Origin of the sequence: Streptomyces sp. 3214.6 (genome assembly GCF_900129855.1) — a bacterium.
GTDB classification, from domain to species: domain Bacteria; phylum Actinomycetota; class Actinomycetes; order Streptomycetales; family Streptomycetaceae; genus Streptomyces; species Streptomyces soliscabiei.
Window position 1 is genome coordinate 5554031 of the sequence record NZ_LT670819.1, and the last position, 24293, is coordinate 5578323.

Consider the following 24293-nt stretch of genomic DNA (forward strand, 5'->3'; position numbering starts at 1 on the left):
ACCGTCCCTGTGGGGCGGCAATGACACCGGATGGCCAGCTTCCCCCTACGTCGCTCTCACATCCTGCTCAGCGCCGCCGCCGCGAACAGTACGTCCCTGATCGCGGCGCGGTCGCCCAACTGGCCGGCCGCTGCCTCCTCCGGGGATACGTGGCCTGCGGCCAGGCGGCAGAACTCGACGTCGTCCAGGGCTACGTGGGCCACCTCGTGGTCGGCGGAGCCGACCGCGCCGGGGGAGTCCAGGGGGATCAGCCACTGGCCGCCGCCCGAGCCCTCGATCTCCAGGCGCAGGCTGCGGCCGGGGCGGCCGGCGGGCACCAGGTGGCGGGTGTGCGAGGGGGCGGCGAGGCCGGCCCGGCGGCGGGCCGCGAGCGTCTCCGGGAGCATCCGCGCGGCCAGGTCGATCATGCCGTGGAGGTGGCGCGGGGCGGGCGGCGCGTAGGGGTAGTCGACGGCTTCCGCGATGTCCTCGGCGTGCACCCAGCATTCGAAGGCGCGGTCCAGCATCGCGTCCCGCAAGGGCAGCTCGAAGCCGCCGTACGAGACGGGCAGGGTGCCGCGGTCGGCGCCGGTGAAAGAGACCGTGCGGACGAGGGCGTGGGCCTGTTCGCGCCAGGGGGCGCGCACGGAACGGGTGGGCGGGTAGTGCGAGCCCGCCCAGAACGCCTCGGTGCGGCGGGCGGGCGTGACCGGCGGTCCGTCCGCGAGCCGCTCCCGCCCTTCCCGCCTTTCCCGCTCCTCCGGCTCTTCCCGCTCCTCCGGCTTTTCGACGGTGTCCAGCGGGTCGTCCAGGCCCAGGGCCACCGCGACCAGTCCGTCCACGGCGAGCAGGTGGGCGATGACGCCGGCGACGGTCGTCCGGCGGTATGTCTCGCCGTCGCCGCGGAACCAGCGCAGCCGCACGGGCGCGTGCCACTCGGCGTCCCCGAAGTCCTGGAGCAGGGCGTCGAGCCGCGCGGTCTCGGCGTCGTACGACGCGGCCCAGGCCGGCACCGGGATGCGGGGCGGGCGTCGGTCCAGGCAGCCGTCGAGGACGCGGGTGCGCAGGCAGGGATCGAGGTCGAGGCTCTCGGGGCGCTGGAGCAGGCCGACCGCCTCACGCAGTCGCCGTGCTTCGTCGGCGCAGGCACCGCAGTCGCCGAGGTGGTCCTCGACGGCCGCCGTCTCCTCGGCCGAGCAGGCGGCCAGCGCCCATGCGCCGAGCAGGGACTTGAGCACCGGGTGTTCGAGGGTGAGCGGTGGCGGCGCCGGGGAGGCCGGGTCCTCCAGTGCGGGCAACGGCAGGCCGCTGTCCTCCACGGAGGCGCGGGGGAGCGGGATGCGGGGCGTGGGTGCGGGCGCGGGGGTGCCGCCCTTGGCGTTCGTGTCCACGCTCTCCTCGTCCGTTCCCTCTGTCGTCCCCGTCTCCTCGCGGGCCTTCGCGTCCTCCCTGTTAGCTCCGTCCTCCCTGTTCGCTCCGGCCTCCCCGTTCTCGCCGTTCCTGCTGTCCTCCTCGTTCTCGCCGTCGTACGGCTCGAAACCGTTCGTGCCGCTCACGCCGCACCCCCGTAGCCGGGGGGCGCGCCGGGGGCCGGGGCGTCGTGGGCCGTGGAGAGGAGCTGGAGGCCGAGGCGGAGCCGGCGGCGGGCCTCGTCCTCGGTGACGCCGAGGTCGGCCGCGGTCTGTCGGTAGTCGCGGCGCTGGAAGTAGGCCAGTTCCAGGGCGGCGCGCAGTGGGGCGGGCATGGCCTGGACGATGTAGTCGGCGCGGGCGGCGACGGAGGCGTGCCGCACCTTGCGCTCCAGTTCCTCGGTCGCCTCGGCGGAGCCGTGGCCGGTCTCGGCCAGCGCGGCGGTCTCGGTGGCGTGCAGTCGCTGTACGGCGAGGCGGTGGGTCAGTGCGGCGACCCAGGTGCGCAGGGGGCCCTGTTTGGGGTCGTAGGCGTCGGGGTGTTCCCAGACGTGGGCGAAGACCTCGCGGGTGATGCCGTCGGCCGCGCGTTCGTCTTCGAGCACGCGGTGGGCGAGACCGTGCACGAGCGAAGCGAAACGGTCGTAGAGCTCGCCGAGGGCGGCCGCCTCACCGCGTGCGAGTCGCTGCTGCATCTTGCGGTCCCAGCGGGGCGGTGCGTCCCTCTTCGCCATGCGGCCCCCTCACCCATGCCCAGGCACATGCCCGTGTCGTCGGCCGTGCCTGTGTCCAGCCTGCGTCCACCGTCACCTCGAATGTAGTCGGCACATCCGGTTATGCACGCCCCTTTGTTTCAATGTGCGCCCCCTGTCCGCGAGCGCCTGGTATGGGCCGCGTCTACCCGACAATTACGGATCGAACCGGACTGGATATGACGGAAACAAGCCTCTTTCCTTTGGTTTCTGTTTTTCCTTCGGTGTTTCGGGGCACGGCCGCTGGGCAGCCGCGCTGCAAGGAAGCGAAGGGACAGCTTCCGTTTACAGCGAGCGAAGGGCGTGGTGGTGGCCTTCAAAGTGACCGGCGGCGAGCAGGGCGGGTGGGCCGTGCTCCATGTGTCGGGCGAGCTGGACCTGGTGACGTCGCCGGTGCTGCGGCAGCGGGTGCACGACGAGGTGGCCGAGGGCCGTCACCATCTCGTCCTGGACCTCTCCGAGGTGTACTTCTGCGACTCCAGCGGCGTCGGCGTGCTCATCGCGTCGCGCCGTCTCATCCGCTCCTGCCGGGGACGGCTGCGCCTGATCCTCCCCGCGCGGGGTGCGGCCGAGGACTCGCACGTCAACCGGGTCCTGGGCGCGCTGGGCGTCCGCCGCCTCTTCGACGTCTACGGGGACCTCGCCGACGCCGTGGACGACGGGACGGAACCGCTCTCGGCGTAGCGGGAACCCGCTCGGCGTAGCCGCGACCGTTCCATGCGCGGCCGGAACCCGCTCACCGGGGACCGGCGAGAGTCCGGGGTGCGCTCTGCCACACCCGCGTACCGGAACTCCCCCGGTCTTGGTACAGACGTCGCCTTCCCACTGTCGGGGCGTCGCCGGCGTCGTACGCTCCTGCCGGAAGCATCCCCACGTGATGACGTAAGGCGGCCGACAAGACATGGTCAGCAGTGAGTACGAACGCAGGATCGCCGCCCGGTTCGCCACCTTCGACCAGGACGGCAACGGCTACATCGACCGGGCGGACTTCGGTGCGGCGGCCAAGGCGCTGCTCGCCGAGTTCGACGTCGCGGCCCGTTCCGACAAGGGACAGGCCCTGTATGCCGGTGCCGAGGCGTTCTGGCAGGGCATGGCCGGCATCGCCGACCGGGACGGCGACCAGCGCATCACCCGGGAGGAGTTCGTGAACGGCGCGGTCAAGCGCCTGCGCGACAACCCGGAGCGGTTCGCCGAGATCGCCCGCCCCTTCCTGCACGCGGCCCTGGACATCGCCGACGCCGACAGCGACGGCCGGGCCACGGTCGCGGACACCGTACGGGTCCTCAAGGCCCTCGGAGCCCCCGACGAGGTCGCCCGCGGGGCCGCCGCGGTTCTCGACGCCGACGCGGACGGCAAGGTCGGCGAGGCGGAGATCGTGCCCGCCTTCGCCCGCTACTTCACCGTTCCCGAGTGACACTCACCCGGAATAGCGCTCGCGCAGCCTGTACTTGAGCACCTTCCTGAGCGTGTCGTTGCGCGGAAGGGCGTCCACCACCTCCAGCCGCTCCGGCAGCTTGTGCACGGACAGTCCGGCCGCACGCAGATAGGAAGCAACCGCTTCCAGAGTCAGCGGCTCCCCGGCGTCCGCCGCCCGCTCCACCACCGCGCACACCAGTTCCCCGCGCTCCGCGTCCGGCAGGCCGATCACCGCCACGTCCCCGACGGCCGGATGGGCGGCGAGCAGGTCCTCGATCTCCTTGGCCGACACGTTCTCCCCCTTGCGGATGATGACGTCCTTCAGCCGCCCGGTGAGGACCAGGTGACCGCTGTCGGTCACGTGCCCCAGGTCGCCGGTGCGCAGGAAGCCGTCCGCGTCGAAGGCCTCGGCGGTCTGGGCGGGGTCCAGATAGCCCCGGCACACGGCCTCTCCGCGCAGCCGCACCTCCCCGCCCTCCGCGATCCGTATCTCCATGCCCTCGGGCGGCCGCCCCTCCGTCGTCGCGAGGTTCTCCGCGGTGTCGTCCGGCGCGCCCATGGTGATCATCGGCACCTCGGTCATCCCGTACCCGTGCGTGAGCTGCACGCCCATCTCGCGCACGACGGAGTGGTACACCTCCGGCGGCTTCGGCGCGCCGCCGCCCGCCAGCAGCCGCAGGGTGGGAATCACCGGAACCCCCGGCTGCTTGCGCTGCTCGGCGAGGAACATCGAGTAGAACGCCGTCGACCCGCCCGCGACCGTCACCCCGTGCCGTCGGTAGCCCTCCAGCGCGTCCGGCAGCGCGAAGTGCTCGAACATCACCGCCGGGAAGCCGTACAGCAGCAGCATGACGGTGTAGTCGGGGCCGGCGATGTGGGCGTACGGGAACGCCATGGAGCCGACGTCGTCCGCCGACAGGTGCAGCGCGTGCGCGAGACACGATCCGCCCGCGATCAGCGAACGGTCGGTGTGCAGCACGCCCTTGGGGTCGGAGGTGGTGCCCGAGGTCCAGTAGATCCAGCGCACCGAGACGCCGTCGGCGGGCGGGGCGGGGAGAACCGCCGGGTCCCCCTCGGGGAGGTCGTCGTAGGCCTCGAAGACGCCCTTCGCGTCGAGCCGTTGCGCCATCTCGGTGTGGTCGAAGCCCCGCCACACGCCCGGCACCGCGAAGAACTCCGCCTTCGACTCGCGCAGCGCGAAGCCGACCTCGCGGTCGCGGTAGAAGGGGATGACGGGTGACTGCACGGCCCCGAGGCGGGCCAGGGCGAAGGACAGGACGGCCGTTTCGAGGCGGGTGGGCAGCTGCCAGGCGACGACCGTGCCGGGGCGCACGCCCAGGTCGTGCAGTCCGGCCGCCGTCCGCTCGGCACGCGCGCGTAGCTCTCCGAAGGTGAGCGCGCGGTCCTCCTGGAGGAGGACCCGGCGGTCGGGGGTGAGGTCGGCGCGGCGGGCGAGGAGCTCCCAGAGGGTGCTGGACGCGCTCAGCGCGCGGGCGGTGTCGGTCACGGCGGCCCCCTAAAGCTGACGGTCTGTCAGATCGTGGGCAGAGCGTAGAGCCCGGTGCCTTGCTGGTCCAGGGGGGTCGCACTAGCCTTCTTGGTACACCGAATCTGACGGCCCATCAGATAAGCCCGACCGATTCGTCCATCGGATGTGAGTGGATTCATGAGTGGATTCATGAGTGGGGGTCCCATGACCGAACTGCCCCGCATCATCAGCGTCGACGACCACGTGATCGAGCCCGCGCACCTCTTCGCGACCTGGCTGCCGCGCAGATACCGGGACCGGGGGCCGCAGCCCCTCACCGCCGGGATCGGCGAGCTCGCCTACGTCGCCGGGAAGTACCAGATCACGATGGACCCGGACGGTCAGCCCACCGACTGGTGGATCTACGAGGACCTGAAGTTCCCGTACAAGCGCAACATCGCCGCCGTCGGCTTCGACCGGGACGAGATGACGCTGGAGGGGATCACCCGCGAGGAGATGCGGCGCGGCTGCTGGGATCCGAAGGCACGCCTGGCCGACATGGACCTCAACCACGTCGAGGCCTCCCTCTGCTTCCCGTCCTTCCCGCGCTTCTGCGGGCAGACGTTCGCCGAGGCCCACGACAAGGACGTCGCGCTGGCCTGTGTGCGCGCCTACAACGACTGGATGGTCGAGGAGTGGTGCGGGGACAGCGGCGGTCGGCTGATCCCGCTGTGTCTGATCCCGCTGTGGGACGTCGGGCTGGCGGTCGCGGAGATCCGGCGCAACGCGGCCCGCGGGGTGCGCGCGGTGACGTTCTCGGAGATCCCCAGCCATCTGGGGCTGCCGTCCATCCACTCCGGGTACTGGGACCCGTTCTTCGCGGTGTGCGAGGAGACGGGCACGGTCGTCAACATGCACATCGGATCGTCGTCGCAGATGCCTGCCGCCTCACCGGACGCACCCCCGGCCGTCCAGGCGTCCCTGTCCTTCAACAACGCCATGGCCTCGATGATGGACTACCTCTTCAGCGGGGTCCTGGTCCGCTTCCCGCGCCTCAAACTCGCCTACTCCGAGGGCCAGATGGGCTGGATCCCGTACGCCCTGGAGCGCGCCGACGACGTCTGGGAGGAGCACCGCGCGTGGGGCGGGGTCCGCGACCTCATCCCCGAGCCGCCGTCCACGTACTACTACCGGCAGATCTTCTGCTGCTTCTTCCGCGACAAGCACGGCGTCGCCTCGCTGGACGTCGTGGGGCGCGACAACGCGACCTTCGAGACCGACTACCCGCACGTCGACTCGACCTTCCCGCACACCAAGGAGGTCGCCCTCGACCACGTCAAGGGCCTCGACGACGAGACGGTCTACAAGCTGATGCGGGGCAACGCGATCCGCATGCTGGACCTGGACCTCGACGGCTGATGGACCTCTCGGACAGCCCCGAGGACGCCGAGTTCCGGGCCCGGCTGCGGGACTGGCTCGGCAAGATGCTGCCGACGCTCCCGCCGAAGCCGTCCCCTGACGACTGGCCAGGCCGCCGCGCCTACGACCTCGGCTGGCAGCGCAGGCTGTACGAGGCGGGATACGCCGACGTCCACTGGGACGCCTCCCCGACCGTCCGGCTGATCTTCCTGGAGGAGACGGAGAAGGCGGGCGCACCCTATGTGGGGGCGGGGTTCGTCGGACTCCTGCACGCCGGGCCGACCATCGCCGCCGAGGGGACGGCCGGGCAGCGCGCGCGCTGGCTGCCGCCGATCCTGCGCGGCGAGGAGGTGTGGTGCCAGGGCTTCAGCGAGCCCGACGCCGGCTCCGACCTCGCGGCGTTGCGCACGCGCGCGTGGCGCGACGGCGACGACTACGTGGTGAGCGGCTCCAAGATCTGGACCTCGCACGCGGAGGTCGCCGACTGGTGCGAGCTGTTGGTCCGCACCGACCCGGGCGCGCCCAAGCACAAGGGCATCACCTGGCTGGCGATGCCCATGGACGCGCCCGGCATCACCGTGCGGCCACTGCGCACCCTCGCCGGGTCCGCCGAGTTCGCCGAGGTGTTCCTCGACGAGGTGCGGGTGCCGGGGGCCAACAGGGTGGGCGAGGAGAACGACGGCTGGCGGGTGACGATGGTGACGCTGTCCTTCGAGCGCGGCACCGCCTTCGTCGGCGAGGTCGTCGCCTGCCGCCGGGTGCTGGGCGAACTCGCCCGCGAGGCACGGAGCAACGGCCGCTGGGACGATCCCGCGCTACGGCGGCGGCTGGGCCGCCTCAACGCCGAGTTCAGGGCGCTGTGGCGGCTGACGCAGTGGAACGTGAGCGAGGCGCAGGCCACGGGGGGCCTGCCGGGCGTCGGGGGTTCGGTTTTCAAACTGAGGTACTCGCAGGCGCGCCAGGACCTGTACGACACCGCGGCCGAGGTCCTGGGCGACGCCTGTCTGGACCTCGACCACCCCTGGGTCGGCGACCGGCTCTCCTCCCTGTCGTACACCATCGCGGCCGGCACCTCGCAGATCCAGCGCAACATCGTGGCCGAACGGATCCTGGGGCTGCCGAAGGGGCGGTGAACTCTCTCCCATGCGTTTCCAACTGACGGAAGATCAGCGAGCGCTGCGGGACGGCGTACGGGGGCTGCTGGCGCGCCGCTTCGACCGTACGGCGCTGCGGGCCGCCGTGGACCGGCCGGGGCGGCTGGACCGGGCGCTGTGGCGGGAGCTGGGGGCGGCCGGGTTCTTCGCCCTGCGGCTGCCCGAGGCGGACGGCGGGGTCGGACTGGGGCTCCCCGAAGCGGTGTTGGCGTTCGAGGAGGCGGGCCGAGCCCTGCTCCCCGGCCCGCTGATCGCCACCCACCTCGCGGCAGGACACGTGCCCGGCGCGGCCGAGGGGGAGACAGTCGTCGCGGCGGCGGACGGCGGCGGGATGGTGGAGTGGCTGACGGAGGCGGACGTCGTCCTCGCGGGTAGCGCGGGTAGCGCGGGTAGCGGGGGTAGCGCGGGTAGCGGGGGTGCTGGGGGAGCCGGCGACTTCAAGGATCTCGAGTGCCTCATGGGCTTCACGGGCCTCACGGGCTTCGAGAGGCTGAAGGACGTCGAGGGGGCCGTGCGGGTGCGGTCGGTGGACCCGCTGACGCCGCTGCACCGGGTCAAGGCGTGCGGCGCGGGCGCATCGGTCGCCGTGGACCCGGTCGCCGTCCTCCTCACCGCCGCGGAGCAGGTCGGCACGGCCACGCGCGCGTGCGAGCTGGCCGTGCAACACGCCCGGGCGCGCGAGCAGTTCGGACAGCCGATCGGGGCCTTCCAGGCGGTCAAGCAGCTGTGCGCGGAGCTGCTGGTGCGGGTCGAGGTGGCCCGCGCGGCGCTCTACGCGGCCGCCGTCACCGCCGAACCGGCCGACATCGCGGCGGCCCGGCTCCTCGCCGACGAGGCCGCCGTGCGCGGTGCGCGCGACTGCCTCCAGGTGCACGGCGGCATGGGTTTCACCTGGGAGTCGGACGTACATCTGCTGCTCAAGAGGGCTTGGACGCGCACCCGACGTGCGGGGGCGACTACGGAGAGTGAGGAACTGCTCGCGGGTGACTTGCTGTCAAAGGTGGGCCGTTGACCGTGTCCGACGCCCTCTGCCTGCGATGACGGCCAGGATGTCGGGCGGACGGTCGTACGGATGTCGCGGATTGTGGCATACCGGAATCACGGAGCGTTGATATCGGGTTGTGTCCGATGCGTGACCCGTCACGGCCCGGAGTCGCCGCGTCGCTCCGGTACCTTCTGTGGGATGCGAGTGGTTCCGAGCATGAGCCATGTCGGCGGTGCCCCTGGGGCGGTGCCGGATTCGGCGGTGCGCGCCGCCACTTGCTGGGCGGACGGCCGATTGACCCCCGCCTGTTCGACTCCCCGCGACGAGCGTCGCACAGTATGCCGCACGGGTACTCCTTCGCGCTGGAATATGCCCGAAGCGCTTGTTGAGGTGACTGTACGTCAACCAAGCTGTCTCGTAAGGGATTCACGTTCCGTCACCCTGCCTCTGGCTGTTGTTCTGGCCATGCAGAAAATGGCTACGATCGTGGCCCCCGTCGTCATGGTGCACACGCGGCTCGCGTGGCTTGCGTGGCGCACGGCCATGTGTCCGCCGGTTCGGATGGTGTGAGCGGTGCAGGTGCTTAAGGTGCAGCTGGAGATCCGGCCCGACCCCGCTGAGGTGGGGCGCGCCCGGAGGTGGGCCCGTTCGCGTCTTGCCGGGTCCGGGATAGGGGACGAGGAGCCGCTCGCCGAGACGCTGATCCTGCTCGTCTCCGAACTGGTCACCAACGCCGTGGTGCACACCGGCTGTCCGGCCGTGCTGAGGCTGTCCCTGCCGTCCGTGTCGGAGGGCGAGGCGGCCGACGACCCGGCCGAACCGTCCATCGTCCGCCTGGAGGTGGCCGACATCAGCGACCGGGCCCCCGTGCCCCGGTGTGCCGGTGACGACGCGACCGGCGGCCGCGGCCTGGCCCTCGTGGACGGGCTCGCGGACCGCTGGGGGTGGAGCGTCGAGGGCGCGGGCAAGCGGATCTGGTGCGAACTGGACCGCTGCGCCGGGTCCGACGCGGCCGCGGTGGGTCACGGGAGCGCGGTGGGCCACGAGAACGCGACGGAGTGCGCGAGCGCGGCCGGCCAGGAGTCGGCCTGCGAAGGGTTCGCCTTCGAGGTGGTCTGAGCGGATCGGGTGTTCCTCGGGGTCCTCCCTCCTGATGGGCGCACGGCGCGGGGGGTTCGGCAGGTTGTGGAGCACGGGCGCAGAAAGCGCTGTCGGCCTTGGCCGGTCAGGGGTCGGTGCGCCTGCCTGTGCTTCCGTGCGCGGGCATCGCAAATAGGGCATAAGTAATAAATCTCCGTCCGGGTGTTGACGTGGCGTGTCCGTTTGATCACGCTTGTGGTCAGCGATTCGCCGTGAGGGGACGACGAGGGCTTCGGTGACGGAGGCCCTCGCCGAGTGTGGGTCGCGATTCGGCGTCGGTTCCCTCAGGGCCGAGGGGAGTCGATGGGGCCCCCGCTCGAGGGAAGCCGAGGGTGGGGGGTACGCCGAGTCGGATGGCGGTGCGCGGTGCCGTGCTCGGGGCGGGCAGCTGCGCGCCGCCAGCCGACGTTGTACGTGGATTTCGGGGCTTGGCGTTCGGGCGTTCGTGGTGTTCAGAGAACGGCCACCGGGGCCACCGGAGTTCCCGTTCCGCCGACGAACGGCTCGGGCATCGCCGACAGCAGGAACGCATACCGGCCCGTTTCTCCACAGGCTGTGGACAACTCTTCGAGATTCCAGTTCTGGCCCTGCAGCATCCCCATCTCCACGAGGTGGAGCGCGTGCACGGGCAGCCACAGATCGTCGATCTCGGGCGGGAAGATCTCGAAGGTCAGGGTGTCGTTGGCGACGGCGGCCACATCGCGCGCGTGGAACCACTCCGGGGTGCGGACCGACAACCCCGGCGAGGGGAACCCGTACCCCTGCTTGTCCCCGGCCAGATAGACCTGGACCTGCCCGGTCCGTACGAGCACGATGTCACCCGCACGCACGCGCGTACCGCCCAGTTCCTCGGCCGCCTCCAAGTCCTCCGGGGTGACCGCGTGCCCGCCCGCCAGCCGGTCGACGCCACGCGCGCGTGCCACGTCGAGCAGCACCCCGCGCGAGACGACGTGCCGCGCCTTGTCGATGCCGCTGAACTCGGCCCCGCCGTGCGCGGTGACGGTGGCGGCCGGACGGCCGTTGTAGAGCTTCCCCGAGTGCGAGACGTGCGGCAGCGCGTCCCAATGGGTGCCCGCCTGCAGGCCCATCGTCACGGCGTCGTCGGAGCAGGCCACCGTGCCCGGGCCGAAGATCTCCTGGTTGATCTGCACCATGGCGTGCAGGGGGTTGACCCGGCCCGGGATCAGCCCGCTCTGCACGCCGTCCTCCCGCAGGGGCAGCGCGAGCGGCACGCGGCGGCCGGTGCGGACCTCGGCGACGGCCGCGCGGACGACGTCGTCGGTGACGAGGTTCAGCGTGCCGATCTCGTCGTCGGCCCCCCAGCGCCCCCAGTTGTTGACGCGCTTCGCGATGTCGTGGAACTCGACCGGCAGTGTCATTCCATGCCTCCCCGGGGCTTGTCCCCGACCGACTGACGGGTCAACCTGTACCTCGCAACCCAAATCTAACGGTCCGTCAGAAACTCTGGGAGGGGGCCGGGCGTGGGGAACTTCTTGGCCGGCAAGGTCGTCGCCGTCACGGGGGCAGGGCGTGGCATCGGACGGGCGGTGGCGCTTGCGGCGGCAGCGCAGGGCGCGCGGGTCGTCGTCAACGACTACGGCGTGGGCGTGGACGGTGCCGCGCCCACGAGCGAGGTCGCCGAGTCAGTCGTCAAGGAGATCGAGGCGGCGGGCGGCGAGGCGGTCGCCGTCGCCGACGACATCTCGACGATGGCGGGCGGACAGCGGGTCGTCGACACCGCGCTGGCGTCGTACGGGCGGCTCGACGGGGTCGTGTGCGGGGCCGGGATCCTGCGCGAGCGGATGCTGTTCAACATGTCCGAGGAGGAGTGGGATCCGGTCGTCGCCACCCATCTGAAGGGCACGTTCACCGTGTTCCGGGCGGCGTCGGCGGTGATGCGGGGGCAGCGCGCGGGCACGTTGATCGGGTTCACCAGCGGCAACCACCAGGGCTCGGTGTCCCAGGCCAACTACAGCGCGGCCAAGGGCGGGATCATCTCGCTAGTGCGGAGCGCCGCGCTGGGCCTGCACCGGTACGGGGTGACCGCGAACGCGGTCGCTCCGGTCGCGCGGACGCGGATGTCCGCGGGGGTGCCCATGGAGTTGACGGAGATCGGGGAGCCGGAGGACGTGGCCGCGTTCGTGGTGTACCTGCTGTCGGACCGGGCTCGGGACGCGGGCGTGACGGGGCAGGTCTACACGGTGGCCGGGCCGAAGATCGCCGTGTGGGCGCAGCCGCGGGAACTCCGTGCGGCGTACGCCCCCGGCGGTTGGACGGCCGAGACGATCGCGGAGTCCTTGCCGGGGACGGTGGGAGTGGATCCGATGCCGATGCTCGCGCGGTTGGAGGAAATGGCCCGGGCCGCGCGGGAAGGGGCCCGGCCGAACCGGTGAACGTGCCTGGTCTCGTCTGTCGGGTGCGGGTCGCGCGTGGCTGGTCGCGCCCACGCGGCGGAGCCGCACATCGATACAGTCCCGCGCCCCTGGGCGGGTTGCACCTGCCCCGGCTCAAGGAGCTGAACGTGGATTTCGCTTTTACCTCCGCGGACGACGAGTTCCGCGCGGAAGCGCGTGCGTGGCTTGCGGCGAGCGCCCCGCACGCCGCCGATCGTCGTGCCTGGGAACGTACCCTCGGTGCGGCTGGGTGGATCGGGCTCGGGTGGTCGAAGGGCGGGTTCGGCAACCGGACCGGAACCCTCACCCAACAGGTCGCCTGGGCCGAGGAGTACGCGCGGTCGGGGGCCCCGCCCCGCTCCGGGCACATCGGGGAGAACCTGCTCGCGCCGACCCTCCTCGCGCACGGCACGGCGGAGCAGAAATCACGCTTCCTGCCGCCGATCGCCGCCGGCGCCGAGCTGTGGTGCCAGGGGTACAGCGAGCCGGGTGCCGGGTCGGACCTCGCCGGAGTCCGGACGAGAGCCGAACTCGCCCCCGACGGGCGGTCGTATCGCGTCACCGGGCAGAAGATCTGGACCTCGCTCGCCCATGAGGCCGACTGGTGCTTCGTGCTGGCGCGGACCGATCCGGAGTCCACGCGTCATCGCGGGCTGAGCTTCCTTCTCGTGCCCATGGACCAGCCGGGGCGGATCGAGGTGCGGCCCATTCGGCAGCTGACCGGGACCAGTGAGTTCAACGAGGTCTTCTTCGAGGGGGCGCACGCGCGCGCGGAGCACGTCGTGGGTGCGCGGGGCGACGGCTGGCGGGTCGCGATGGGTCTCCTCGGCTTCGAGCGCGGGGTGTCGACCCTCGCCCAGCAGATCGGCTTCGCCGAGGAGCTGGGGCGGGTGGTGCGTACGGCCGTCGAGACGGGCGCGGCCGACGACCCCGTCGTACGCGATCGGCTGGTGCGGCTGTGGGCCGAGCTGCGCACCATGCGGTGGAACGCGTTGCGGACGCTGGGGGGCTCCGGCGGGCCGGGCGCGCCGAGCGTGGCCAAGCTGCTGTGGGCGGGCTGGCATCAGCGGCTGGGGGAGGTGGCGGTGCAGGTACGGGGGGCGGCGGCGGGCGTCGGACCGGTGGACTGGTCGCCGTCCTCGCCGTACGAACTCGACGACGAGCAGTACCTGTTCCTGTTCTCCCGGGCCGACACGATCTACGGCGGCTCGGACCAGATCCAGCGCACGATCATCGCCGAGCGGGTGCTCGGCCTGCCCAGAGAGCGCAAGGGGGTCGTCTGATGCGAGGCGTGGTGTTCGACGGGAAGCGGGCCGAGGTCGTCGACGATCTGGAGGTGCGGGATCCGGGGCCGGGCGAGGTGCTGGTCGCGATCTCGGCGGCGGGGCTGTGCCACAGCGACCTGTCGGTCGTCGACGGGACGATTCCCTTCCCGGCTCCTGTCGTCCTCGGGCATGAGGGCGCGGGCGTGGTGGAGGCGGTCGGCGCGGGCGTCACACATGTCGTCCCCGGGGACCATGTCGCGCTGTCCACGCTCGCCAACTGCGGTGCCTGCGCCGAGTGCGACCGCGGCCGGCCGACCATGTGCCGGCAGGCCATCGGACGCCCGCAGAAGCCGTTCACGCGCGCGGGGAGTCCGCTGTACCAGTTCGCGGCCAACTCCGCGTTCGCCGAGCGGACCGTCGTCAAGGCCGTGCAGGCGGTGCGCATCCCGAAGGACATCCCGCTGACGTCCGCCGCACTCATCGGATGCGGGGTGCTGACCGGCGTCGGGGCCGTGCTCAACCGCGCGCGGGTGGGGCACGGGGAGAGCGTCGTCGTCATCGGGACGGGCGGGATCGGGCTCAACGTGCTGCAGGGGGCGCGGATCGCGGGGGCACTGCGGATCGTCGCGGTGGACTCCAATCCGGCGAAGGAGGCGGTGGCGCGGCAGTTCGGGGCGACCGACTTCCTGACGTCCACGGCGGGCGTGCGGGACCTGCTGCCGACGGGTGCGGACCATGTCTTCGAGTGCGTCGGACGGGTCGAGCTGATCCGGGCGGCGATCGACCTGCTCGACCGGCGCGGGCAGGCGGTGCTGCTCGGGGTGCCGCCCGCGACCGCCGAGGCGTCCTTCCTCGTCTCCTCGCTGTTCCTGGACAAGGCGATCCTGGGCTGCCGCTACGGTGCCTCACGGCCCCAGCGGGACGTGGCCCTCTACGCCGAGCTGTACCGCGAGGGCCGACTGCTGCTCGACGAACTCGTCACGCAGACCTATCCCGTCGAGGACTTCGAGAAGGCGACGGCGGACGCGGAGGCGGGGCGGGTGGCGCGAGGGGTACTGACGTTCTAGCGGACGAGGACGTCGCGCTGACGGGCGGGCTGATGACGGGCGGGGTGGCGGGCGGGGTGACGCGCGGGCGGTCGGGCGGTCGGGCGGGGTTATCCACAGGCTCTGGAAAACGCGTGGGCGGTGTCAGTGGCAGCGCCTACGGTCGTTTCATGAGCTACCGCGATGTCGCGTCCAAGCAGGTGCTGATCTGGGCCTGCACCGCTGTCGGCGCTCGTATGCCGGTTGCCATGGCCCCGTTGGCCCTGGTGTTCCTGGTGCGCGAGCGGCCCGGCGGCTACTCGCTGGGCGCGATGCTCGCGGCGGCGTATGTCATCGGTGAGATCGTGGGCGCTCCGGTTCTCGGGATGCGGCTGCGGTATGAGCGGGCCCGCCTGCACCTGGCTGCCGGGCTTGCGTGCGGGGCCGTCGGGTTCGCGGGACTGGGGGCCATACCGGGCGCGCATCCCGCCGTTCTCGGTGGGTTCGCGCTCGTGGCCGGGGCCGCTCCGGCCGCCGCCACCGGCGGGCTGCGCACGCTGCTCACCACGCTGGTCCCGGAGCGGTCGGCGGCGCAGGCGCTTTCGGTCGAGTCGATGCTGACGGCCGGCGTGTGGGCCGCCTCGCCGGCCGCGGTAGCCGGGCTGGCCCTCGGCGTCGCGCCGCGCGTCCCGCTGCTGCTGGCCGCCGCCCTGATGGCGTCGTCGGTCACGGGCCTGTGGCTTCTGCCGGCCGCCTGGGGTGCGGACCACCACGGCGGTGGCGGGACGCGACTGCGGGTGCTGGCCGGGGCCTGGCCGGTGTATGTCACGGGCGCGGCGAGTCTGGCCCTGCTCGGGCTGGCCGAACTCGTCCTGCCGGCGCTGCTCGAACAGCGGGGCGTCGGGGTGGGCTGGTCGGGGCCGTTGCTGACCGGGATGGCGGTGGGCGGGGGGCTCGGCGGGTTCGTCTACGGGTTGCGGACCTGGCCGGGGCTGTTGCGCACCCGCAGCGTGGTGCTGATGGTGGGGACGTCGGTGTGTGTGACCCTCGCCGCGCTGATACCGGGCGCGGTCGGGATCGCGGCGGCGCTGGCCGTGGGCGGCACGCTCCAGACGGGCGCGATGCTCACCCGCAACCTCTCCCTGCGTGAGGCCCTGCCGGCGGGTGCCCTGGCCGCGGGCTACTCCGTCATGTACGCGGCGGCGGGGGCGGGTTACGCGGCGACGGGGTCGCTCGCCGGCGCTCTGCTCCAGGTGGTGGCGCCGTCGACCGCGATGCTGGCCGGGGTGGTGCTGACCCTGGCGCTGACCGTGCTCGGTTGGTGGGGCGAGATACGGCACGCCGACCGCTCAGCGCAGGGTGCCGATCCCGCCGTGGCCTTCGCCGCCCCGGCCGGTTCCGCCGCCCCGGCCGGTTCCGCCGGCTTGGGTGGTTTCGAGGGCTCGGCCGCTTCTGCCGCTTGCGCCGGTTCCGTTGCTCCGGTTGTGCCCGGTCGTGCCGACTCGCGGGCCGCCGAGTCCCGGGCGGTCGGCTCCGGTTCGGAAGGTGCGGCGGTACGCGGTCGGGGTGACGCCGAGGGCCGCCTGTAGGTGCTGGCGCATCGACTGGGCGGTGCCGAAACCGGCGTCCCGGGCGATCTGGTCGACGGACAGGTCGCTGGACTCCAGCAGGTGCCGGGCCCGCTCGACGCGCTGCTGGGTGAGCCACTGGCCGGGGCTGATCCCGACCTCCTCGCGGAAGCGGCGCGTGAAGGTCCGCACGGACATGGCCTCCTGTTCGGCCATGTCGCGCAGCTGGATCGGCTCGTGGAGGCGGCCCAGCGCCCACGCACGGGCGCCGGTCGTGGTCGCCGTCTGCGGATCGGGCACGGGGCGCTCGATGTACTGCGCCTGGCCGCCGTCGCGGTGCGGCGGTACGACCGTACGGCGGGCGACGTCGTTGGCGACGGCGGTGCCGTGGTCGCGGCGCACGATATGCAGGCACAGGTCGATGCCGGCGGCGACGCCGGCGGAGGTGAGGACGTCACCGTCGTCGATGAACAGGACGTCCGGGTCGACGTCGATCTGTGGGAAGAGCCGCTGGAGGCGGTCGGAGTCGGCCCAGTGCGTGGTGGCGGGGCGGCCGTCGAGGAAGCCGGCGGCGGCCAGGACGTACACGCCGGTGCAGATGGAGGCGAGGCGGGTGCCGGGCCGGATGTGGGCGAGGGCGGCGGCGAGGTCGTCGGTCAGCACGCCCTCCTCGAAGACCGGGCCGAGCTCGTAGCAGGCCGGGACGATCACGGTGTCGGCGGTGGCCAGGGTCTCGGGGCCGTTCGCGACCATGATCGCGAAGTCGGCGTCCGTCTCGACGGGTCCCGGTGGCCGGATGGAGCAGGTGACGACCTCGTACAGGTGCCGGCCCTCGGCGTCCTTGGGGCGGCCGAAGATGCGGTGCGGGATGCCCAGCTCGAAGGGGAGGAGGCCGTCGAGGGCGAGGACGGCGACGCGGTGGGGGCGGAAGCCGGTGGCCGAATCCATGGCCCGATCCTACCGAATGCTGTCCCTCGGGCCACTCGTTGTGGGTGCCGGAATCAGGAACCTTTATGGCGTGACCCAGACAAGCGAGGCTCCCGCAGCCATAGAGGACAAGAAGCCCACCCCTCGTCTCCGCATCCATCGCGCCTGGTTCGTCGCCGCCGTCACCTTCGTCACGATCATCGGTGCGGCCGCCTTCCGGTCGCTTCCGGGCCTGCTCATCGATCCGCTGCACGAGGATTTCGGCTGGTCGCGCGGCACGATCGGCGCGGCGGTCTCGATCAACCTGGCGTTGTACGGCCTTACGGCCCCGTTCGCGGCGGCGCTGATGGATCGTTTCGGCATCCGTCGGGTGGTCGCCGTGGCCCTGACCGTGATCGCGGCCGGTTCGCTTCTGACCGTGTGGATGACGGCGGCCTGGCAACTGCTGCTGTGCTGGGGCCTGTTGGTGGGCCTGGGCTCGGGCTCGATGGCGCTGGCCTTCGCGGCGACGGTCACCGACCGCTGGTTCATGGCGCGCCGGGGCCTGGTCAGCGGCATCCTGACCGCGGCCTCCGCCTCTGGCCAGCTGATCTTCCTGCCGCTGCTGTCGTGGATGGTCACGCGCTACGACTGGCGCCCGGCGGCCGTGACGGTGGCGCTGGCCGCGCTCGCCGTCGTCCCCTTCGTGTGGCTGTTGCTGCGCGACCACCCGGCCGATGTCGGCCAGAAGCCGTACGGAGCACAGGAGTTCGTGCCGAAGCCGCCTCCCTTGGAGGGCGCCGCGCGACGCACGCTGCGGGTGCTCTTCTCGGCGGTCCGCACGGGGCCGTTCTGGCTGCTGGCCGGTACCTTCGCGATCTGCGGCGCCTCGACGAACGGTCTGATCCAGACCCACTTCGTCCCGGCGGCCCACGACCACGGCATGCCGGTCACGGCAGCGGCCTCGCTCCTCGCGGTGATCGGCGTCTTCGACGTGGTCGGCACGATCGCCTCCGGCTGGTTCACGGACCGCTTCGAGCCGCGCCGGCTGCTGGCGGTGTACTACGCGCTGCGCGGCCTCTCGCTGCTCTTCCTGCCGATGCTGCTGGACCCCGCGGTGCGCCCGCCGATGATCTTCTTCATCGTCTTCTACGGCCTCGACTGGGTCGCCACCGTTCCGCCCACGCTGGCCCTGTGCCGTGAGCACTACGGCGACGACAGCGCGATCGTCTTCGGCTGGGTCCTCGCCTCCCACCAGATCGGCGCGGCCCTGGTCGCCTTCCTGGGCGGCTTGGCACGGGACGTCTTCGGCTCGTACGACGTGGTCTGGTACGCGTCGGGCGCGTTGTGCGCGGCGGCGGCGATGATGGCACTGGTGATCCGGCGCCGCCCCTCGCTCGCCACCCCAACACCGTCCTGAGACCGCCGACCGCCCGGCCGCGGCGCTGGCTGGTCGTGAGGCTGCCCGGCCGCGGCGCTGGCTGGTCGTGAGGCTGCCTGGTCGTGGGGCTGCTTGGTCTCGTCCGCGTCCGGTTGTGACACCGTCCGGCCTCGAACCCCCGCCCCGGGCCCCGCCGCTGCCGGGCCGTCAGGCTTCCTCGCTTCCTCGCTGCCTCGCCGTGGCCGCCGCCGCCCCGCTGTGTGGCCCCCCGCCCCGCCCCCGCCCCCGCCCCCGCTCCAGTGGTGCCCGCGCGCTGCCCGGGGCTGTCTTTGTCGCTGTGGTGGTGGCTTGGGTTGTCAGGGGGCGAGGATGATTTTTCCGGTGGTGCGCTTTTCCTCTATCGCGTGGTGGGCCGCGGTGGCTTCGGTCAGGGGGTACACGCGGTCGACGGTGATCTGTAGGCGGCCCGATTCGATGCGGTCGGTGATCTGTTCCAGTACCTCGCCGGAGGGCTCGGCGGTGACCCAGACGTAGCGCAGACCGCGGGCGGCGGCCTGCTGTTCGTCCGTTCCCGGGTCGATCGACGCGCCGATGAGCAGGCCGCCCGGCCTGAGCACGTCGAGGGAACGGGGCCCGTACGCGCCGCCGACCAGGTCCAGGACGACGTCCACCGGGGCCACGGCGGTCCGGAAGTCGGTGGCGGTGTAGTCGATCAGTTCGTCGGCGCCCAGTCCGCGCAGGAAGTCGTGGTTGGCCGCCCGCGCGGTGCCGATGACATGGGCTCCGAGTTCCTTGGCGAGTTGCACCGCGACATGGCCGACGCCGCCCGCCGCCGCATGGATCAGCACCCGGTCGCCGGGCCGGACCCGCGCCAGCACGGTCAGCGCCTGCCAGGCGGTGAACGCGACGAGGGGCACGGCCCCGGCGTGCACCAGGTCGAGGTTCTTCGGCGCGGGCGCCAGCGCGTCGGCCGGTACGGCGGTGAACTCGGCGTACGCGCCGCGCCCGGTGACCGCGAGCATGCCGTACACCTCGTCGCCCGGCGCGAACCCTGTCACGCCCTCGCCGACCCGCTCGACGACGCCGGACACGTCGTTGCCCGGCGTCCACGGCAGGGTGACCAGCCCGGGCACGCCGCCGGCCCTGAGGACCGTGTCGCCCGGGTTGACCCCGGCGCCGGCGACCCGCAGCAGCACCTCCCCGGGGCCGGGTTCCGGCACGTCGGTCTCGGTGTGGACGAGCACCTCGGGGCCGCCGAACTCGGACTGGAGGATGGCGTGCATACGGGCGGACATCAGGACTCCTCGTCGGCGGGGTGCGATACGTCCCATCGTCGGCCTGTGTGATGTCCGCGCGGAAGAAGGCACTTGTCTGATATCGAGGTTCTTCATGGATACCGGCTTCGACCTGAGGAAACACGGCGGCGTGGACGTGTTTCTCCGCGACTGCCCCACCCGCGCCGTGCTGGAGTTGATCGCGGGCAAGTGGACCATGCTGGTGCTGGTGGCACTAAAGGACGGTCGGCCCATGCGGTTCGCCGAACTGCGCCGGCGGCTGGACGGCGTGACACCGAAGATGCTGACCCAGACCCTGCGCTCGCTGGAGCGCGAGGGCCTGCTGACGCGCAGCGTGTACCCGACCGTGCCGCCGTGCGTGGAGTACCGGCTCACCGGGCTCGGGCGGGAGGTGGGCGGACTGATCCAGAGCATCACCGACTGGTCGCAGACCAACATCGACGCCATCCGGGCGGCCCGCGAGGACTTCGACGAACGAGCGGCCCGCCAACCCCCACGGGCGGCCTTCTGACCGCCCCGGCTCGCCGACGCGAGCGCAAGCACAGCGACTGGACGACTACTCCACGTATCATATGGCTACATTCCGTGACGTACGGCTGTGCTGCCCGTCTGTTGCCCGTGGAGGCGATTCATGACTTCTCTGGACCGTCGTGGTGTGTTGAAAGGCCTGACGGTCGCCGCCGCCGGGGCCACCGTGACCGGCGCGGTGACGGGGCCGCCCGCGGTGGCGGCGCCGCACGCGGTGGCGGGGCAGGCGGCCGCCGCCCCCTTCCCGCAGCCGGAGACGCGCAGGGCGTCGCCGTCCACGGGGAGGCTGGCAACCCGGTTGACCGTCCGGTTCACCGAGCTGAACGTTCCCGGGGTCGGCAAGGTGCTCACGCGCACCTACGAAGGGTCGATCCCGGGGCCGACACTGCGGGTGCGCCCAGGCGACTCGCTTGAGATCACGCAGGTCAACGCGTTGCCGCCGAACACCGGGACGCACGAGGACGACGTCAACATCCCGCATCACTTCAACACCTTCAACCTGCACACGCACGGGTTGGAGGTGGACCCCACCGGTGACGCCGACAACGTCTTCCGTGTCTTCGAGCCCGCCGAAACGCCCGGCGACACCACGACCTACCGCACCGTCATCAACGTCCCGGAGGGGCATCCGGCCGGCACGTTCTGGTACCACCCCCACCATCACGGATCCACCGCGACCCAACTGCTCGGCGGCATGAGCGGCGTGATCATCGTCGAGGGCGACATCGACCAGGTGCCCGAGATCGCCGCCGCCAAGGACGTCGTCGTCTGCATCAGCGAACTCAAGGTGTCCGCCGGACGCGTGCCGGATCTGACGTCGCAGGCCACCTATGACGACATCCCCTCGATCTTCCTCGTCAACGGCGCGTTGAACCCCGTGCTGACCATCGCCCCGGGGGAGGTCCAGCGCTGGAGGGTCGTCAACGCCGGGCCGGTCAGTGCTCACTTCCTGAGCCTGAGCGGGCACGAGATGCACCAGATCGCATGCGACGGCATCACCTTCATGAGCCCCGTCGCCACCACCGGAATGACCCTGTCGATGGGCGGGCGAACCGATCTGCTGATCCGTGGCGGCAAGCCCGGCACCTACAAGCTGACCGGCGGCGGCGCCTCCGGGCCGCTGCTGACGCTCGTCGTCACCGGCGAAGCCCGCCCCAAACCGATGCCGCTGCCGAAAAGCCTGCCCGGCCGGCCCACCGACCTGCCCGAGCCGACCCGCACCCGCACCCTGATCTTCCGCACCGACGAGGACGTCTTTCCGGGCGCCTTCCCGAACGCCTACCGCATTCTGGGCGACGGCGAGACCCCGCCCGCCGACCCCGACGCCGGCCGACGCGATGTCGCCTGGGGCCGCTTCTCACCCGACTACGTCAACCAGCGCATCCGCCTGGGCGAGGTCGAGCAGTGGACGGTCACCAACGACTCCCGCAACCGCGGTCACGGCCATCACCCCTTCCACCTGCACACCAACCACTTTCTCCTCACCGCCGTCGACAACCGCCGCCTGGCCACGCCCGTCTGGCACGACACCATCGACGTCCCACCGGAGAGCACGATCACCTTCCTGCTGTGCGCCCAGGACTTCACCGGCCGCGCCATGCTGCACTGCCACCACCTCGAGCACGGGGACGAAGGCATGATGCAGATCATCGAGTACGTGCGCTGACGCCGAGGGGCAGCGGGCCGGTCAGAGGAACCGGCCCTTGTGGAACAGCAGCGGCTGCTCGTCCGCGCCGTCGCCCGCGCCCAGGGCGTTCACCCGGCCGACGACGATGAGGTGGTCGCCGCCCGTGTGGACGGCGTGGATCGCGCAGTCGATCCAGGCGAGCGTGCCGGTGAGGCGGGGGGCGCCCGACGCGGGGGCGGCGTCGTGGTCGACGCCCGCGAACTTGTCGGCGCCGCTCCTCGCGAAGGCGCGGCACAACGGACCCTGCGCCGCGCTCAGCACGTTGACGCAGAAGACGCCCGCGCGGGCGATGCGCGGCCAGGTCGTGGACGTCCGTCCGACCATGAAGGCGACGAGGGGCGGATCGAGGGAGAGCGAGGAGAACGACTGACAGGCGAAGCCCGCGGGCCCGTCCTCACCCTCGGCGGCAGGCGCCGTCACCACCGTCACGCCCGAGGCGAAGCTCCCCAGCACCCGCCGGAACTCACCCTGATCGACCGGCGCCCGCTCGTCCTCCCGGACGCAACGCAGTTCGGGCCTGGGCAGCGGTTCGACCGGCCCCGCCCTCAGGTAACGGACGGCGGCGGCCGCCATCCCCGCATGTCCCATCACACTCCCCATTGAAGCTGACGGTGTGTCAGATGGGAAGGGGTGCGGGGCGCGGGAGGACCCGGTGGTGCGCTTGCGTACGCTGCGGACATGGGGTGGGGGAACGGGCGTACGAAGACGGGGTGGAAGCGGGCGGAACCCGAGGTGGTCGCCGCCATCGCGGCCGGGGCGGCACAGCTCCCGGCCGCCTTTCTCCTGTGGTGGTTCCACAGCCTGGCCGCCGACGCCTACGGCCGTGGCTACGGCGGCGGCTTCGGCCTCGCCTGCCTGTTCCTCTTCGCGCCCGGGTATCTGCCGGTGCTGGGCCTGCTGCACGCCTGGACGAACACCCTTCCGGGCATCATCCTGGCCGATCTCGCCCTGGCCCGACTCCGGTGGCCGCGCTGGGGACGGCATCTCCTGGGTGTCACGCTGATCGGGGTGGGGTGGGCCGCGGTCACCAGCCTGCTGTGGGACTGGCCGTTCCTCGCCGTCGCCCTGGTGCTCGCGGCGCTCGGAGTCCTGCCCGTCCTCGCGATGGCGTACACGCGGCGAAAGGCCACCGGGAGTACCTGGAGTACCGGGCGCACGTGGAGTGCCGGACGTCCCTGGAGTACCTGGGGCGTCTGGTGGCGGGCGGGGGTGAGCTCGGTCGCGCTGTTCGTGCTCGCCTTCGCGGGCGCGGCACTGGCCGACGCCACGGGCCTGATCGAGGAGTACGAGCCTCCGGAGCTGTCCGCCGCGAAAGTCGCGGGTGTCTGGCGCGGCGACGACGGGGCGGAGCTGCGGCTCCTGCCGGGCGGACGCGCCGAGTCGGCGAGGATGCCCGCCGAGGGGGAGTTCGGGTCGGACGAGGACATGGTCGTGTGTGACGGCGCCGGCACCTGGGCGTATGCGACGGAAGGCCCATACGAAGCTCGGGGCCGGGTCGTCGTACGCCTGAGCGCAGGCAGCGGCACGGACAGCGGCTGTGGGGACGAGACGACCTGGCGGGTCAGCGGGACGGATCGTGCGCCCGAGCTGTTCGTGATCTTCGGGGATCCGGACGGCGGCGAGCTGCGGATTCTGAAGCGGGACGCCGCCCGGTAGGCGTCACCGGCCCTTGAACTCGGCTGCCCGTCGCTCCACGAAGCTCGCCACTCCTTCTCCGGCGTCCGCCGTCGTCATGTTGATCTCCTGGGCGGTGGCCTCGGCGGTGAAGGCGGTGGTGCGGTCGGTGTCGAGGGAGGCGTTGACGAGTTGCTTGGTGAGGGCCAACGCGCGGGTGGGCCCGGCGGCCAGACGGGCCGCCCACTCGGCTGCCGTCTTGTCCAGCTCCTCGTCCGGGACCACCCGGTTGACCAGGCCCAGGCGTTCGGCGTCCGGCGCGGTGAGCGCGTCGCCGAAGAACATCAGCTCCTTGGCGCGCCGGGGGCCGATCAGGCGGGGGAGGAGATAGGCGCCGCCGGCGTCGGGGACCAGGCCGCGGCGGACGAACACCTCGATGAAGCGGGCCGACTCGGCCGCCAGCACCAGGTCGCAGGCGAACGCGAGGTGAGCCCCCAGGCCGGCCGCCGTGCCGTTGACCGCCGCCGTCACCGGTTTCTCGCAGTCCAGGACGGCGGAGATCAGGCGCTGGGCGCCGAGGCGGATGGTGCGGGCCACGTCGCCGGCGACGCGTTCGCCCGCCGGAGGGCCGCCTCGCAGATCGGCTCCCGCGCAGAAGCCGCGGCCGGCGCCGGTGAGGACCACCGCCCGGACGTCCGGGTCGGCCGAGGCGTCCGCGAAGAGGTCGATCAGGTGGTTGCGCATGTCGGGCGTCAGGGCGTTGAGGGTCTCGGGGCGGTTGAGGGTGATGTGGGTGACCTGTCGGTCGGTCGTCTTCTCTATCCACGGCTCGGGCACGGGCCTGCTCCGTTCTCACGCGGGCCGGCCACGTGCGGGCCGGCCACGTGCATCTCGTCCGCGACGGCGATC

21 protein-coding genes and 1 pseudogene are annotated in these 24293 nt (G+C 72.0%); 14 read left to right on the top strand and 8 right to left on the bottom strand.

Going from position 1 to position 24293, the window contains the following annotated elements; genetic code table 11:
- Positions 1-56: 56 nt before the first annotated feature.
- Both B5557_RS25120 and B5557_RS25125 read right to left on the bottom strand, forming a co-directional pair.
- On the bottom strand, positions 57-1535 hold the full coding sequence (locus B5557_RS25120; protein ID WP_079661576.1) for a maleylpyruvate isomerase N-terminal domain-containing protein: 1479 nt from the start codon (positions 1533-1535) through the stop codon (positions 57-59).
- On the bottom strand, positions 1532-2122 hold the full coding sequence (locus tag B5557_RS25125) for a sigma-70 family RNA polymerase sigma factor (protein ID WP_079661577.1): 591 nt from the start codon (positions 2120-2122) through the stop codon (positions 1532-1534). Before B5557_RS25125 ends, B5557_RS25120 begins: the two co-directional genes overlap by 4 nt.
- A gap of 321 nt (positions 2123-2443) precedes the next feature.
- Between B5557_RS25125 and B5557_RS25130 the strand changes: the two genes are divergently transcribed.
- Complete coding sequence (locus tag B5557_RS25130; RefSeq protein ID WP_079661578.1) at positions 2444-2824, top strand: STAS domain-containing protein; 381 nt, start codon at positions 2444-2446, stop codon at positions 2822-2824.
- 217 nt (positions 2825-3041) lie between these two features.
- The gene (locus B5557_RS25135) at positions 3042-3554 is read left to right on the top strand and encodes an EF-hand domain-containing protein (RefSeq protein WP_079661579.1); all 513 of its coding nucleotides are present in this window, start codon (positions 3042-3044) and stop codon (positions 3552-3554) included.
- Between the two features lie 3 nt (positions 3555-3557).
- Here B5557_RS25135 and B5557_RS25140 read toward each other — a convergent pair whose 3' ends face one another.
- The gene (locus B5557_RS25140; protein WP_079661580.1) at positions 3558-5063 is read right to left on the bottom strand and encodes a class I adenylate-forming enzyme family protein; all 1506 of its coding nucleotides are present in this window, start codon (positions 5061-5063) and stop codon (positions 3558-3560) included.
- Positions 5064-5249: 186 nt separating this feature from the next.
- Between B5557_RS25140 and B5557_RS25145 the strand changes: the two genes are divergently transcribed.
- The 4 genes from B5557_RS25145 (at position 5250) to B5557_RS25165 (ending at position 9701) form a co-directional block, all read left to right on the top strand.
- A complete protein-coding gene (locus tag B5557_RS25145) occupies positions 5250-6443 on the top strand; it encodes an amidohydrolase family protein (protein WP_079661581.1) in 1194 nt (397 codons plus the stop codon).
- Entirely contained in the window at positions 6443-7576 is a 1134-nt protein-coding gene (locus tag B5557_RS25150; protein WP_079661582.1) for an acyl-CoA dehydrogenase family protein, read from the top strand. Before B5557_RS25145 ends, B5557_RS25150 begins: the two co-directional genes overlap by 1 nt.
- 10 nt (positions 7577-7586) lie before the next feature.
- Entirely contained in the window at positions 7587-8609 is a 1023-nt protein-coding gene (locus B5557_RS25155; protein WP_079661583.1) for an acyl-CoA dehydrogenase family protein, read from the top strand.
- A 561-nt stretch (positions 8610-9170) separates the two neighbouring features.
- Positions 9171-9701 carry an ATP-binding protein gene (locus B5557_RS25165; protein ID WP_079661585.1) on the top strand — a complete coding sequence of 177 codons (531 nt, stop codon included), beginning with the start codon at positions 9171-9173 and terminating at the stop codon, positions 9699-9701.
- A 473-nt stretch (positions 9702-10174) separates the two neighbouring features.
- Here B5557_RS25165 and B5557_RS25170 read toward each other — a convergent pair whose 3' ends face one another.
- Entirely contained in the window at positions 10175-11101 is a 927-nt protein-coding gene (locus B5557_RS25170; RefSeq protein WP_079661586.1) for a cyclase family protein, read from the bottom strand.
- 102 nt (positions 11102-11203) lie between these two features.
- Here B5557_RS25170 and B5557_RS25175 point away from each other — a divergent pair, with 102 nt between their 5' ends.
- From B5557_RS25175 to B5557_RS25190, 4 genes and pseudogenes are all read left to right on the top strand, one after another.
- Complete coding sequence (locus B5557_RS25175) at positions 11204-12115, top strand: SDR family NAD(P)-dependent oxidoreductase (RefSeq protein WP_079661587.1); 912 nt, start codon at positions 11204-11206, stop codon at positions 12113-12115.
- Between the two features lie 128 nt (positions 12116-12243).
- Positions 12244-13398 carry an acyl-CoA dehydrogenase family protein gene (locus B5557_RS25180; protein WP_079664987.1) on the top strand — a complete coding sequence of 385 codons (1155 nt, stop codon included), beginning with the start codon at positions 12244-12246 and terminating at the stop codon, positions 13396-13398.
- A complete protein-coding gene (locus B5557_RS25185) occupies positions 13398-14447 on the top strand; it encodes a Zn-dependent alcohol dehydrogenase (protein WP_079661588.1) in 1050 nt (349 codons plus the stop codon). The genes B5557_RS25180 and B5557_RS25185 overlap by 1 nt, the downstream gene beginning before the upstream one ends.
- 149 nt (positions 14448-14596) lie before the next feature.
- A pseudogene (locus B5557_RS25190) lies at positions 14597-15835 on the top strand (MFS transporter); the annotation flags it as partial.
- Here the strand turns inward: B5557_RS25190 and B5557_RS25195 are convergent.
- On the bottom strand, positions 15755-16921 hold the full coding sequence (locus B5557_RS25195; RefSeq protein ID WP_231976025.1) for a GlxA family transcriptional regulator: 1167 nt from the start codon (positions 16919-16921) through the stop codon (positions 15755-15757). The pseudogene B5557_RS25190 and the gene B5557_RS25195 sit on opposite strands and share 81 nt — an antisense overlap.
- A 70-nt stretch (positions 16922-16991) precedes the next feature.
- Between B5557_RS25195 and B5557_RS25200 the strand changes: the two genes are divergently transcribed.
- Entirely contained in the window at positions 16992-18299 is a 1308-nt protein-coding gene (locus B5557_RS25200; protein WP_079661589.1) for an MFS transporter, read from the top strand.
- A gap of 317 nt (positions 18300-18616) precedes the next feature.
- On the opposite strand, the gene B5557_RS25205 is transcribed toward B5557_RS25200, so the two are convergent.
- The gene (locus tag B5557_RS25205; RefSeq protein ID WP_079661590.1) at positions 18617-19555 is read right to left on the bottom strand and encodes an NADP-dependent oxidoreductase; all 939 of its coding nucleotides are present in this window, start codon (positions 19553-19555) and stop codon (positions 18617-18619) included.
- Between the two features lie 94 nt (positions 19556-19649).
- Between B5557_RS25205 and B5557_RS25210 the strand changes: the two genes are divergently transcribed.
- Together B5557_RS25210 and B5557_RS25215 are read left to right on the top strand one after the other, a co-directional pair.
- A complete protein-coding gene (locus B5557_RS25210; RefSeq protein WP_079661591.1) occupies positions 19650-20066 on the top strand; it encodes a winged helix-turn-helix transcriptional regulator in 417 nt (138 codons plus the stop codon).
- Between the two features lie 120 nt (positions 20067-20186).
- Positions 20187-21749, top strand: coding sequence for a multicopper oxidase family protein (locus B5557_RS25215; protein ID WP_079661592.1), 1563 nt, complete (start codon positions 20187-20189; stop codon positions 21747-21749).
- A 21-nt stretch (positions 21750-21770) separates the two neighbouring features.
- Here the strand turns inward: B5557_RS25215 and B5557_RS25220 are convergent, their stop codons facing one another.
- Positions 21771-22358, bottom strand: coding sequence for a flavin reductase family protein (locus B5557_RS25220; RefSeq protein WP_231976026.1), 588 nt, complete (start codon positions 22356-22358; stop codon positions 21771-21773).
- Between the two features lie 90 nt (positions 22359-22448).
- Here B5557_RS25220 and B5557_RS25225 point away from each other — a divergent pair, with 90 nt between their 5' ends.
- Positions 22449-23426 (top strand): hypothetical protein, encoded by a 978-nt coding sequence (locus B5557_RS25225; RefSeq protein ID WP_159424430.1) that lies wholly within the window; start codon positions 22449-22451, stop codon positions 23424-23426.
- 3 nt (positions 23427-23429) lie between these two features.
- On the opposite strand, the gene B5557_RS25230 is transcribed toward B5557_RS25225, so the two are convergent.
- Positions 23430-24221 carry an enoyl-CoA hydratase/isomerase family protein gene (locus B5557_RS25230; protein WP_079661594.1) on the bottom strand — a complete coding sequence of 264 codons (792 nt, stop codon included), beginning with the start codon at positions 24219-24221 and terminating at the stop codon, positions 23430-23432.
- Positions 24222-24293 lie beyond the last annotated feature (72 nt).